The organism is Treponema sp. UBA785 (assembly GCF_002297065.1).
In the GTDB taxonomy this organism is placed as follows: Bacteria; Spirochaetota; Spirochaetia; order Treponematales; family Treponemataceae; genus Treponema_D.
The window spans coordinates 1-13,531 of the sequence record NZ_DBJD01000034.1 but is presented as its reverse complement, the minus strand read 5'-3'; the positions used below and the strand labels follow the sequence as shown (position 1 = coordinate 13,531).

Below are 13,531 nucleotides of genomic sequence, written 5' to 3'. Positions count from 1 at the left end.
CACAGTTTGTGAAAGCAACGCTTGAGCAAACTATGCTGATAAAAATTACTTCCTTGTAATTTTTATCATATCTCCATATTTTTCAATATTTTTTAAAATCAATTCAGCAATTTTTAAGGAAGCTCTTTTTCCAGATACAAGTTCTGCCATTTTTTTAGACATCAAATCTCTTTCTTTTTTATCCAAGAGTTTTTCAAGACAATTTTTTAAATTTTCAAAAATAGCTTCGTTTCCAGTCAATACAAAAGCAGCTCCACGCTCCTTAAAGAAATTTGCATTGTCAACTTGATCACCTCGAGTTCCATTTCCACATAACGGAATAAGAACAGAAGGCTTTTTTTCAACAGCGCTTTCCCAGACAGTATTTGCCCCTGCCCTCGAAAGAATAACGTCCGCACAAGCAATAACGTCCGGCATCTGCTCATAAATAAACGGATAAGGAAAATAACTGTCCGTTTGCGCAGGAACAAAACTTGCATCTTTTGAACCACATTGATGAACTACGTTAAAATGCTCTGTCAGCCAGGCCAAATTTTCTACAACAAGTTCATTCAACTGATGAGCGCCAAGGCTTCCACCGAGCACAAGAAGAACAGGCTTTTTTAAATCCGCATTCTTTCCTTCAAAAAGAAATTTCCGTCCTTTCTGTGCATCAGCTTCATAAAACACAGGGCGAACAGGATTTCCAGTCACAACGGCAAGGCTCTGCTTGCTCTTTGGAATAAATTTTACAGTTTCTGGATAAGAAACCAGAATTTTTGAAGCAAAGCGCGAATTTATTTTTGTTGCAAGTCCTGGTGTAAAATCACATTCATGCGTAAAAACAGGAATCCGCAAAATTCGCGCGGCAAAACAAGGAGGAACAGAAACATATCCGCCTTTAGAAAAAACAACAGCCGGACGAATAAATAAAAGCCTGAAAAAAGAAACTGCAATTCCCGCGATAATTTTAAAAACATCAAAAAAGTTTTTTATTGAAAAATATCGCCGGAGTTTACCGGAAGGAACTGCGCAAAACCTGTCGGCACTTCCGCTTTTTTCGACAAGGGTTCTGTCCATTCCGGAAGAATTTCCGAACCAGTAAATTTTTATTTTAAGATTATTTTTCTTTGCAATTTTCTTTAATTCATCGGCAACGGCAAGTCCAGGGTAAATATGTCCGCCTGTTCCGCCACCAGCAAAAACAATTCTTATGCTCATCGTGTTATTATGACACAGTTTTTTTTTTTAGACAAGAAAAAAGCCGGCTGAAAATTCAACCGGCTCAATTTTAAAATCCACTTAAAAAACTACAGAGAAAGCCTTAAACTTGCAGCTCCTGACCACAAGCCGTCATCTGTAATATGGCGCAAGTCGGCAGTAATACTAAGAGTAAAGTCGAGGACAAAGAAATTTACGCCTACACCTGCAAAAATCTGAGGCTGAATTGCATTAAAGTCAAACGAATCTGTCTTATAAGAACCGTTGTCTTTAACCTTTGCTCCAAGTGTTCCAGCTACACTTTCAATCTGTTCTGCATAAGATCCGCTATAAGCCCAGTCCCAAGTATTGTCCGCTTTAGAAACAAGCCCTCTCAAACCAACAAACGGGGTTACAAAAAGGAATTTTTTAGAAACCTGAGCCTGGAAATACATTGTGTGAACTTTGTAATCAACATTTGCCTTCGCATAATCCGAAGAAACTCCAAAAGTTCCCTGATTATAGAAATAACCTGCACCTACACTGATTTTTGGCATTACAAGTCCGCCCTTAAAGAGAGCATAACGCACGTCCATTCCGACTGTAAGCAAATCAACATCCAAGTCTGCACCGAACTGTGAAGTGCTCATTTTTCCAGTTTTCATAACAGCAATGTCAAAATCGAAAGGAAGCAAAATTCCGCCAATACGAAGATCAGCCGTAAAAACCGGGAAATAATAGCTGCTCTTAATGTCAATGTCGTCAAGCTGCAAAGCTTCGATAGCCTGCTTTAATCCGCTTGTATCAATGTGAGTAAAACCAATATTTACTCCTCCACCAAGATTAGGCGGAAGCGAAATCAACTGGCCGATATAAGCGTCAGACCAAACATTCTGCTGAGTTGCAGCCTGAGGAACCGCAGCTGCAAGCTGTTTTGAAAAATCATCAAAACCATTGCTAATTTCATCTGCCTGCGAATTAAAATTATCAACCCAATCTTTTGTAATATCCTCGATTTTTAAGGCAAAAACTGATGTAGAAAGAAGTGTAAAAATCGCAACCGATCCCCAAAATTTTATTTTTTTCATTGAACTATCCTCCTGATAAAAAACAAACAACTTAATTTCAAAAACAAAAGCTGAACGAAACAATCGTCCGACTTATAGAATTGTAACGCAAAAATAATATCTTAGAAATAATTTTATTTTAAAAATTTAAAACAAAAAAGGCTTCTGAATTTACCAGAAGCCTTTGCCACAGGTTGGAATCGAACCAACGACATACGGATTTTCAGTCCGGCGCTCTACCAACTGAGCTACTGCGGCGTTGATGTATAATACTATACCTAAATTGATATTTTTGGTCAATAGCAAATTTCCAATTTTTTTTTATTTTTTACTTTTTTTTCGCCACGCAAAACTTTTTATTTTTTTTGCGCAGCAAAAACATTCGAATTCTAAAAATTGAAAAATTAGAATTTAATTTTTCTGTCTGAATCTTTATAATATTCTGCACGCATTGCACGAATCTGCTCGTCTGCCATGTAATCATCAAACGGCATCATACGGTCAATTACGCCTTTCGGTGTAATTTCGACTATGCGATTTGCAATTGTAGAAATGAATTCGTGGTCGTGACTTGTAAAGAGAATTACCCCCGGAAAATCAACAAGCGCACGGTTTAAGCTTTCAATTGCTTCAAGGTCAAGATGATTTGTCGGGTCGTCCATAATAAGGATATTTGAACCGGCAAGCATCAATTTTGAAAGCATGCATCGGACTTTTTCGCCTCCGGAAAGAACCTTCACTTTTTTAAGCGATTCATCGCCAGAAAAAAGCATTCTTCCCAAGAATCCACGGACATAAGCATCGTCCTGCTCTTTTGAGAACTGTTTTAACCATTCGGTAATATTGTAGTCATTATTGAAAAACTGGTTATTATCACGTGCCAAATAAGAACAGCTTGTCGTCTGTCCCCAGAAATACTCTCCGCTTTCTGCCTTTTTTTCACCAGAAATTATGTCGAACAGTGAAGAAACAGCGTTGTGCTCAACTCCGACAAATGCAATCTTGTCAGTGCGGTTTACAATAAGACTAAAGTCGTTCAAAAGTTGAACTCCATCTTCGTCTTTTGAATTGAGTTTGCGGCATTCAAGAACATTGTTTCCGATTTCACGGTCAGGTTTGAACTGTACAAACGGAAATTTGCGGCTTGTAACAGGAAGGTCATCAAGTTCAAGTTTTTCGAGAATTTTCTTGCGGCTGGTTGCCTGACGAGATTTTGCGGCATTTGAAGCGAATCTCTGGATAAATTCTTTCAAATCCTTTGCTTTTTCTTCGTTTTTACGCTTCTGATCCTTTGCCTGCTTCTGAAGAATTTGGCTCATCTGGTACCAAAAGTCATAGTTTCCGGCAAACTGAGTAATTTTTCCGTAGTCAATATCGCAAATAACTGTACAAACAGTATTCAAAAAGTGGCGGTCGTGGCTTACAACGATTACAACGTTCTCAAAATCAAGCAAAAAGTCTTCAAGCCAGCTAATTGACTCAAGGTCAAGACCGTTCGTCGGTTCGTCAAGGACAAGAATGTCAGGATTTCCAAAAAGAGCCTGGGCCAAGAGAACACGGACTTTCTGAGATTCATCAAGCTCGCTCATCATTTTATCATGATATTTTTCTTCAAGACCGAGGCCAGAAAGCATCTGCTCAATCTGGTTTTCTGATTCGTAACCGCCGAGTTCTCCAAACTGAGCCTCGAGTTCTGCCGATTTTATTCCATCTTCTTCGGTAAAATCTTCTTTCGCATAAATTTCATCGCGGGCCTTAGAAACTTCATAAAGTTTTGGATACCCCATCATCACAGTTTCTTTTACACTGTAACTGTCAAATGCAAAGTGGTCCTGTTTTAGAACGGCCATGCGTTCTCCAGGAGTTATGATAATTTCGCCGGAATCGCGGTCCTGCTCACCGGAAAGAACTTTTAAGAAAGTCGATTTTCCTGCGCCGTTTGCACCGATAATTCCGTAGCAGTTTCCTGCCGTAAATTTTAAATTTACGTCTTTAAAAAGCGGTTTTTCACTAAAATGAAGGCTTACGTCCGAAACTGTAATCATTTATTTTCTCCCTTTTAAAAGTTGATTTGGTTATTTTTTACTTATTCTGCTATTTTGAAAAGAATTTCTTAATTCTATCAAAAATTCCAACTTTTTTATTATTTTTTGAACTTACTTTTGAAGCAGGCTTTTTATTTTGTCCGTTAAAATTCTGCTTTTGAGACGATTTTTTTCCGCTGTTTTTTGAAAAATTATTTTTCGCGTTTTTGCCAGATTTCCCGTTTTTAGAAGAACCGGCATTTTTCAAAGAATTCTTCGATGCCGACGATTTTTTATTTTCCGAAAAAGAACTGCCTGTTTTTGAAAAGCTTGAATATTTTTCCTTGTAATATTTCATTCTTTCATCAGCAGTCATTTCGCTCAATTTTGCAAGCTCTTCATCGGTTGAGCGGCGTTTTGCAGAAGATTTTGAATTCACATTTTTTTCGTATCTTCCTGCCGATTTTCCATCTTGCTTTCTTTCTGAGCGCCTTGAGAATGATTTTTGTTTTCGCTCGCGTTCTTCCCGTTTTTTTTCAGAATCAAGTTTTATATAAACATTGCGGCTCTTATCTTCAACAAATTCTTCCTTATCTGCAAGTCTTGAAGGAATCTGTTTTTCGATATAACGCTCAATCGGCATTAAAGAATAAACGTCCTGCTCAGAACAGAAACTGTAGGCTTTTCCGCTTTTTCCGGCACGAGCGGTACGTCCAATTCTGTGAACATAATTTTCCGCTTCGTTAGGCAAATCAAAGTTTACAACCATCGCAAGGTCGTTCACGTCAATTCCGCGCGCCGCAACATCGGTCGCAATAAGACATTTTATTTTTCCGTCTTTAAAATTATCCATAATCTTAAGACGGCGGCTCTGCGGCAAATCTCCGATTATAAATTCATTTTTAACGCCGTTCAATTTTAGACGTTTTGAAAGAATTTCGCACATTTTTTTTGTATTGCAGAAAATAATCAGGCTTTCAGGATTTTCTTTCTGCAAAATTCCAAGCAAAAGAGGAATTTTGTCATCGCTCGCAACATGAATAAGCTCCTGATCGATTTCATCAACCGTAATATTTTCTGCCTCGATTACGATTTCTTTTGCGTCTTTCGTATATTCCCAGGCAAGGTTTTTTACATAAGAATTCAAAGTTGCAGAGAAAAGCATTGTCTGGCGAATGTCAGAGCCTGGTAAAAATCTTACGATTTTTCGCAAATCTGGATAAAACCCCATGTCAAACATTCTGTCAGCTTCGTCAATTGCAAGATAGGCAACACTGTTCAAGTCCATTTTTTTTGATTCGTGCAAATCAATTATACGGCCTGGAGTTCCGACAATAATATCAACACCCTTTTTAAGTTCGTCAATCTGATTTTCGTAACCAACTCCACCATAAAAAGAAGCAGTTTCAAGACCAGAAAATTTTCCGAGCTTTTTGGCTTCTTCTTCAACCTGAACAGCAAGCTCCCTCGTCGGAACCATTACGAGCGCTTTTTTGCCTTCGTTTTTTCCGCCGCTCAAAAGCTGCTGCATAATTGTCACAAGAAAAGCAGCCGTTTTTCCAGTTCCAGTCTGAGACTGAACATAAAGATCGCTTCCATCGAGCGAAACTTCAAGCACCTGTTTTTGAACCGGTGTACATTCTACATAACCGGCTTCGTCAATTCCTCTAAAAAGGCTTTCGTTTAAATTTAATTCTGAATAATTCATAATGCCAACACTAAAAAATTTGAAAAAAGTAATTTACCAGCATCTGCAAAAAGAACCACATAAAAGGCAGAAATTCTAAAGATGCCGTCAATTTTTAATTCATTGTATTTAACAACTTAAAAACGCAGTTTTAAGAAAAACTCTGAAAATTATACTGTTTATTGCACTTTGTTTCAACTTTAATGCAATTATGCTATGTATTTTTTCAAGTTTTTCGGATATATTTTTTATTTATGCAAAATAACGATAATACACAGAAAAAACTTCAATATCAGGCAGAACTTTTTGCAAACCGCCTTTCAAAAAAATACAAGCTTTTAAAAAAATGGGCGCGCAAAAACAGAATAAGCTGCTACCGCCTTTACGACAAGGACATTCCGGAAATTCCTCTTGCAGCCGACATCTACGAGTTTCTGCCGGACGAAATTTCCGACAAAACAGGATGCGCTTTCTTTCTCCGCGAAAACGACCTAAACATTTCGTCAAACGACCAAAACGCAATCTCAGAAACAAAAATGCGCACTTATCTCCATCTCTATCTTTACGAGCGCCCATACGAAAAAGACGAATCTGAAGAAGAAAAATGGCTTGACTCAATGGCAGAATCAGCCGCAAAAGTTTTACAGATTCCGCAGTGCCATATCATAAAAAAACTCCGAAAAAAGCAAAAAGGCGACAGCCAATACGAAAAACTGGAAACTCAAAATAAAATCGAAGGAACGACACAAGAATGCGGCCAGCTTTTTAAAATCAACCTAAGCGAATACCTCGATGCAGGTCTTTTTTTAGACCACCGCCCTTTACGAAACCTTGTCCGACAGACAGTTCAAGGCAAATCTGTACTAAACCTTTTCTGCTACACAGGAAGTTTTTCAGTTTATGCGGCAGAAGGAAGGGCAAGCCGCATCGAAAGCGTCGATTTAAGCAACACATATATTTTATGGGCAAAAGAAAATATGGCATTAAACGGCTTTACAGACAATGCAAAATACTTTTACACACGACAAGATGCAACAGGCTTTTTAAATCAAAAAAATGCGGAAGTTCCAAACGAACAGGGAACAAACCGCTACGACACAATAATCCTCGACCCGCCAACTTTCTCAAATTCAAAGTCTACGCAAAACGTGCTGGACATAAACCGCGACTGGCTCGCTCTCTGCGAAAAATGCCTCAAAATTCTAAAACCAAAAGGCACTCTTTATTTTTCAACAAACAGCCGCCGCCTCTCGTTCAGCGAAGAAGAGCTGCGTCAAAAACTTCCAGAACTCAAACTCCAGATTCAAGACATAACAGTCCAGACAATTCCAGAAGATTTCAACGGCAAAAAACCACACCGCTGCTGGAAAATCTCATTATTTTAAATAAAAAGCAGGGCGTTCCGGCTTACGCCGCCGGGTGTTTCGCGGTTCCGCCTTTTGCTTCATTAAAATTGCAGTTTCGCAAAACAAAACTGCAATTTTAACGGCTTCCCCGCCGCTGCACCCCCTAACGCAAAATTCATTCAAACAAAAAAAATCCACCTCAAAAAGAAGTGGATTCTTTCAATCAGACAAATTTTCTTACTTTGATTCTTTGTTTGTAAGACCAAAACGTTTGTTGAATCTTTCGATACGTCCTGCTGTATCTACAAGTTTTTGTTTTCCTGTGTAGAATGGATGGCAGGCAGAACAAATTTCAACATGAATGTTCTGTACTGTTGAACGTGTTTCGATTACATTGCCACACTGGCATGTAATTTTTGTCATTTTGTATTCAGGATGAATACCAGCTCTCATTTTTTATCTCCTTTACTGCTTGCCCGGTATTAAAGCAACCCCAGTCACCACTAGCTTACGCAAAATAAAAAAAAGCGTTTCTATCATTCCATCACTGTTAGGAAACAAGTTAATACCACAAGCGTATTTTTAATTTTACATTTTTTGCAAAGCTTTAGTCAATACCAAGTCAGCCTAATTTATAGCCGCAGAGCCTGTATTCATTGCCGCAAGAAAAGCTTTATTATCCTTGCTTTTTTTCATTTGCTGCAAAATAAGTTCAGTAATCTCAATGTCTTCCATTGGCGCAATAACTTTGCGCAAAATCCAAATTTTCTGAAGCTCGTCTTCTGTAAGCAAAAGCTCTTCTTTACGGGTTCCAGATTTTTTAATATTGATTGCAGGAAACAGTCTTCTTTCTGCAAGCTTGCGGTCAAGGTTAATTTCAGAGTTTCCAGTTCCTTTAAATTCTTCAAAGATAACCTCATCCATGCGGCTTCCTGTTTCAATGAGAGCCGTAGAAACAATCGTCAAAGAACCGCCCTCTTCTATATTGCGGGCAGCGCCAAAAAACCGCTTAGGCTTATGCAAAGCATTAGAATCAACACCGCCAGACAAAACTTTTCCGGAAGTTGGAACTGTAATATTGTATGCACGTGCAAGACGAGTGATTGAGTCCAAAAGAATTACTACATCGCGTTTATGCTCTACAAGACGTTTTGCCTTTTCAAGAACCATCTCTGCAACCTGAACGTGACGTGTAGCCTGTTCATCAAACGTTGAAGAAATAACTTCTCCCTTGATTGCGCGCTCCATGTCTGTAACTTCTTCCGGACGCTCATCAATAAGAAGCACAATTAAATAAACTTCCGGGTTATTCTGAATTATTGCGTTTGCAATTTTCTGCATAAGAATTGTTTTTCCGGCTTTTGGAGGAGCAACAATCAAAAGACGCTGGCCTTTCCCAATTGGAGCAAACAAATCAACAATTCTACCAGAATATTCATCGCTTACAGTTTCCAAACGCAATTTTTCATTTGGATAAAGCGGAGTCAGATTTTCGAATGGAACACGCGTCTGTGCTACGCGAGGTTCATCAAAATTTACGGTTTCGATTCTTAAAAGTGCAAAAAAACGTTCACCTTCTTTTGGAGAACGGGTCTGTCCGTAAACAGTGTCGCCGGTTTTAAGATTAAAAAGACGAATCTGGCTCGGACTAATATAAATATCATCCGGTCCAGGAAGATAACTGTTCTGCGGAGAACGCAAAAATCCGTAGCCGTCAGGAAGAATTTCAAGAGCACCAGAAGCAAAGATAAGTCCGCCATGTTCTGTATGCGCTTTAAGAATATTAAAAATAACTTCCTGCTTTTTCATTGAAGGAATATCTTCTTCGGCACAGCCGTATTGAATTGCCATAGAACGCAATTCCGGCATGCTCATTTTTGTAAGGTCATTGATTAAAAGACGTGGTTTTGATTCGTATTCTTCAGGATTTTCGATTATCTGGGCAGCGGCTGTCGCTTCGTCTCTGGCGGCGTTTCTTGCAGCAATTCTTTCTCTGTAGGAAGTTCTTCTGTTATTGCCGTTGTTATGCTGGCGATTGTTATAAGCGCGTTCTGTTCTTTCGGCTCGTTCACCATCTGTTTTTGAAACTACAACCCTTCTCCGCGGTTTTATAACAACTCGAGTCCGGCGCCCTTCCGTTTCTGAAGGATTTTCTTCTGTTTCCGTCGCAACAGAAGATTCTTCGGAAGCAGGATTCTCAGGCTCATCTTCTAACGAACAATCTTCTTCAGCTTCGTTAACTTCCGGTTCTGCAACAGATTCTTCCTGAACTGATGCCGGACTTTCAAAAGATTCTGGCTGAATATCCAACTCCAGCTGATTTTGAACATCCTCATTATCATTTTTCAAGTCTTCGGATTTGTCCAAAAAACGGCGCTTAATCAATGCCATTTTAATTCTCCATAAAAAAAATAATAAAAACTGTAAAATTTTATAAATTATCTACAGACTTTTTAAATTAAAAATATCCATCTGTAAAATTATTAAAAACGGTTAAAAAAACTAAAAACTTTTCAAGGATTTTTCGTTAAAAGAATTGATTACTTATTATATTATTCTAGCAATAAAAAAGTCAATAAGATTTATTTTTTAATCAAAAGACTCCAAATTGCTGTTTTAATGAGGCAAATCTGATTTTATAAGCAAAGCCTGTTTAAATTCGTCAGAGGCAACAGAAAAAATATCAACATCTGGAGGATTCTGCAACATCGTAACACTGCCTTCAAAATCTACATTGTCAGCAATCCTTATTCTTCCAGTCACAACATCACCAAAAACACTGCTTCCAGAACACATTTCGACACGTTCTTTTGCTTCTATATTGCCTTTTACTTTTCCAGAAATCACAAGAGAATTTACTTTGATTGACTCCACATCGCAAAGTGCGGTTTTGTCAATTTCTAAATCTCCGGTCGCATTTATTTTTCCGCTGAATTTTCCTGTAATCACAAGATTGTCAGTAAACTCGAGTTCTCCGTCAAATTCTGTTTCCTGACCAAAAACAGTCAGATTTTTTTTCTGATTTCCTTCTTTTTCAACTCTTTTATTCAGTTCAATATTTTGCGACATATCTACTATTTTACCTTATTTATTTCAACTTCGCAATACAGAAAATTTTCAGAAAAAGGATTTATCATTTTCTTCACTTTGCCAAAACCGTCGATATAGCAGGTTTGACCGCTGTTTGAAGAACGAATCATCGGAATTCCATTTTCCATTGAACAAAAGCTTGCGGCCGCAAGATGCTGCATCTGACAAGCTCTGCTATAACTCCAGGAATCATTTGAAAGGCTGATAAAAAGCTCCGCCCCCATTTTTGCCATTTTTTCGCCGACTTCAGAAAAAGTATCTTCAAAGCAAATTGGAGTTCCGATTAAAATTTCTCTAAACTTTAACAGCTTCATTTTTTCACCTTCAAGCCAATAACGGCCGCTTATTACGCTCTGCTGGTAATACTCAGGAAAAAATCCTTTCAACGGAAAATCTTCAGAAATAGGCACAAGATGATTTTTTTTGTAAACCTGCCAGTTTGGAAGCACAGTCTGTCTTGAATTAACAATTGGCTTTATTGGGGAAAACAAAAGAGCGCTGTTATAATTTTTAAAACTCGTTCCAAGAATAAAGTCGCATTTTTTTGAATTTATGTAATCAAAAAGGTCAATCGCCATCTCAGAACGCTCATCTTCGCGTCCAAAACGCAATTTTTTATCAAAAGCAGAAACCACATCAACAACAACGCTGGTTTCCGGCCAAACAACAATCTGAATGTCAGGATGCTGCATAAGAGCCTTATCTGTAAGCCGTTTTAAGCTTTCAATTTCTTTTTTATACTGCTCAATTCCATCTTTTCTTGGATCCGCATTATTTTGAATTAAAACCGTCTTCAAAGTTGAAGAAGGCTCTGTTTCTTCAACAAAAAAACCTATAAAAATATGCTGAATAAAAAGAACTGCAAAAAACAGCGCTCCACCAGCCTGCACAAAATTAAAACGTCTGTATTTTATGACATAAGAAACATTCGCAACAACAATACAGTTAAAGAAAATAATTAAAAAATCCAGTCCCCAAATTTTTGTATATCGGACAGCTCTTGTTAAAACAGGAATTTTCCACTGAGTATAAGCAGAAACTCCGTATCCAAAGGCAAAATATCCTTTTGTAAAAAGGAATTCTGCAAAAAAAAGAATCAGAATATTAAAAATAAAAGCATATTTCCTTGTTTTTGAAAAAAATTGCAAAAGAGCAAAAATTATAGCCCAGTAAACTCCAAAAAGAGAATAAACACCTAAAGCCGCAAACACATCGTAACGAATAAGCCAAAAACAAAAAAGAAAATAACTGATAAAACCATAGGCAAAGCCTGCCAAAGCAGATTTTTTCAAGCTAAATTTTGGAATTATAAATAAAAAAGGAATATAATAAAACCAAGCTAACAAAAAAAGCCCGTTTTTAAAAATAAAATTAGGATGTGAAAGGAATTTTAAGAAAGATGATAAAAGAACAGAAGCGACTACCTGAATCAAGGCTCATCTTCCTTTTTTTACTCAACAGTAGCCGAAGATTCAAAAACAGGAAGATCCCAAAGGGATTTTTTTAATTCCTGTCCAGCCCTAAACGCAGCCACAAAATGCGGCGCAACGGTAAGCTGCTCTCCTGTTTTTGGATTGCGGGCTTTTGAACGACCTTTTCTCAAGCGAGGTTCAAAAGTTCCAAAACCACGAAGTTCAATTGTATTGCCTTCCTTTAAGGCATTTTTTAATTCATCCAAAAGTTGTTCTACAACATCCTGGACGATTTTTTTTTCGCATTGCGCTTTTTGGTAAACAGATTCAACTAAATCATATTTTGTTACTTTTTTAGCAGACATTTATTTACCTCACAACATTTTCAGAAAAAAAAATTCCTGATGACGCAAGCGTAAACTTTACGCCATCAGGTTTTTAGGCATAGAGAATGCCAAATTATTTTGCAGGAGCTTCAGCAAATGAAACGTTAAAAAGTTTCGCCATGCGTGACTTTTTGCGAGAAACAGCATTGCGTGTAAGGACACCCTTACTACGTGCAGAGTCAAGCTTAGATACTAAAGTTGTAAGTCTTTCCTTAGCAAGCTTTTCGTCTTTAGCCTGAACAGCTTCTACAAACTGTCTTGCATAAGTACGAACTTCACTTTTAATTGCTTTGTTGTGCAAGCGACGAACTTCGCTCTGTGCATATCTTTTTTCTGCAGATGATTTTTTTCCAGCCAAAGGAGGCACCCCCAAATAAAAACTTTATAAATATTAACAAACGAACGATTTATAGTCAATATGGATTTTTTGTTAATTCGTATCAATATATCAAATTAGAGTTTTATTTTAAAGTTTTTTCACTATATGTTTTTTAAATCTTGACACAGAGTTTCTAATTTATTATACTATTTGAACATATTCGAATATTTTTTGGAGGATAGTCATGGCTGGTGCTAGTAAGAACTCTCGTACAACAGTTGCAACACAGAAATTTGAATGCCCTGAATGTGGTGGCGAAATTGTAATGAAAACTTTGTACGAAAACGGAAGACTCCGCAACGTAGCTGAGTGTTCAAAATGCAAACTCACAAAACGTCGTCCTAAAGATTTTAGAAAATAAATTTCTTATAGCGACCATATAACCCCCGCAGACCAAAGTACACGGTTTTGCGGGATTTTTTTTGCATACAAACGCATTGCAAAATCATTCAAGCAAATAAAAATTCAATCAAGTCAACTAATCAATAAGGGCTGCGACAGCTTGCGCTATATTTTCTACAGAGTCATACATTTTTTTTGTTTCAGGAACACTCGAAGTAAAGATCTTTCCGTACTGCTTTTCTACGATTCTTTTATCTAAAACAACGATTGCACCTTTATCAGAATTTCTGCGCATCAAGCGTCCAAATCCCTGCCTAAATTTTATAACAGCATCAGGAACAGACAATTCCATAAAAGAACTTCCGCCTCTCTGCTGTATCATTTCCGACTTTGCTGCAAAAACAGGATTATTAGGAACACCGAACGGCAATTTTGCAATAATTACCTGAGACAGGCTGTCGCCGGGAACATCAACACCTTCCCAAAACGAATCTGTTGCAAAAAGAACACTCGGCTTATCTTCTCTAAAGATTTTTAAAAGCCGGAATCTGTCATCATCTCCCTGCTTTAAAATTTTTATCCCCGAAAGTCTGAGCGCATTACGGGCTATATCGCAAGC

General features: G+C 37.7%; 13 protein-coding genes and 1 tRNA gene. 2 read left to right on the top strand and 12 right to left on the bottom strand.

What is annotated here, in order from left to right; translation table 11 throughout:
• Positions 1-45 precede the first annotated feature (45 nt).
• The 5 genes from murG to B2X33_RS02715 form a co-directional block, all read right to left on the bottom strand.
• The gene (gene murG, locus B2X33_RS02735) at positions 46-1,200 is read right to left on the bottom strand and encodes an undecaprenyldiphospho-muramoylpentapeptide beta-N-acetylglucosaminyltransferase (RefSeq protein WP_296667459.1); all 1,155 of its coding nucleotides are present in this window, start codon (positions 1,198-1,200) and stop codon (positions 46-48) included.
• An 89-nt stretch (positions 1,201-1,289) separates the two neighbouring features.
• Positions 1,290-2,267 (bottom strand): hypothetical protein, encoded by a 978-nt coding sequence (locus tag B2X33_RS02730; protein WP_296667458.1) that lies wholly within the window; start codon positions 2,265-2,267, stop codon positions 1,290-1,292.
• 164 nt (positions 2,268-2,431) lie between these two features.
• Positions 2,432-2,504: transfer RNA gene (locus B2X33_RS02725), tRNA-Phe, on the bottom strand.
• A 146-nt stretch (positions 2,505-2,650) separates the two neighbouring features.
• Entirely contained in the window at positions 2,651-4,291 is a 1,641-nt protein-coding gene (locus B2X33_RS02720; protein ID WP_296019831.1) for an ABC-F family ATP-binding cassette domain-containing protein, read from the bottom strand.
• Between the two features lie 49 nt (positions 4,292-4,340).
• Complete coding sequence (locus B2X33_RS02715; RefSeq protein WP_296667455.1) at positions 4,341-5,978, bottom strand: DEAD/DEAH box helicase; 1,638 nt, start codon at positions 5,976-5,978, stop codon at positions 4,341-4,343.
• A 233-nt stretch (positions 5,979-6,211) separates the two neighbouring features.
• Here B2X33_RS02715 and B2X33_RS02710 point away from each other — a divergent pair, with 233 nt between their 5' ends.
• The gene (locus B2X33_RS02710) at positions 6,212-7,342 is read left to right on the top strand and encodes a class I SAM-dependent methyltransferase (protein ID WP_296667453.1); all 1,131 of its coding nucleotides are present in this window, start codon (positions 6,212-6,214) and stop codon (positions 7,340-7,342) included.
• A 198-nt stretch (positions 7,343-7,540) separates the two neighbouring features.
• Here the strand turns inward: B2X33_RS02710 and rpmE are convergent, their stop codons facing one another.
• From rpmE to rpsT, 6 genes are all read right to left on the bottom strand, one after another.
• Positions 7,541-7,756: a 50S ribosomal protein L31 gene (gene rpmE / locus B2X33_RS02705; RefSeq protein ID WP_078930325.1), complete on the bottom strand. Its 216-nt coding sequence runs from the start codon at positions 7,754-7,756 to the stop codon at positions 7,541-7,543.
• 174 nt (positions 7,757-7,930) lie between these two features.
• Entirely contained in the window at positions 7,931-9,694 is a 1,764-nt protein-coding gene (gene rho / locus B2X33_RS02700) for a transcription termination factor Rho (RefSeq protein ID WP_296667451.1), read from the bottom strand.
• A 225-nt stretch (positions 9,695-9,919) separates the two neighbouring features.
• On the bottom strand, positions 9,920-10,372 hold the full coding sequence (locus B2X33_RS02695) for a bactofilin family protein (protein WP_296667449.1): 453 nt from the start codon (positions 10,370-10,372) through the stop codon (positions 9,920-9,922).
• Between the two features lie 5 nt (positions 10,373-10,377).
• The gene (lnt, locus tag B2X33_RS02690) at positions 10,378-11,739 is read right to left on the bottom strand and encodes an apolipoprotein N-acyltransferase (protein WP_349675708.1); all 1,362 of its coding nucleotides are present in this window, start codon (positions 11,737-11,739) and stop codon (positions 10,378-10,380) included.
• Positions 11,740-11,843: 104 nt separating this feature from the next.
• Entirely contained in the window at positions 11,844-12,170 is a 327-nt protein-coding gene (locus tag B2X33_RS02685; RefSeq protein WP_296019845.1) for an HU family DNA-binding protein, read from the bottom strand.
• 94 nt (positions 12,171-12,264) lie between these two features.
• Entirely contained in the window at positions 12,265-12,549 is a 285-nt protein-coding gene (gene rpsT / locus B2X33_RS02680) for a 30S ribosomal protein S20 (RefSeq protein WP_296019848.1), read from the bottom strand.
• Positions 12,550-12,754: 205 nt separating this feature from the next.
• Here rpsT and B2X33_RS02675 point away from each other — a divergent pair, with 205 nt between their 5' ends.
• Entirely contained in the window at positions 12,755-12,931 is a 177-nt protein-coding gene (locus B2X33_RS02675) for a hypothetical protein (protein WP_143592590.1), read from the top strand.
• A 117-nt stretch (positions 12,932-13,048) separates the two neighbouring features.
• Here the strand turns inward: B2X33_RS02675 and B2X33_RS02670 are convergent.
• On the bottom strand, positions 13,049-13,531 hold a 483-nt coding region (locus tag B2X33_RS02670; protein WP_296667445.1), incomplete at its 5' end, for an ATP-dependent DNA helicase.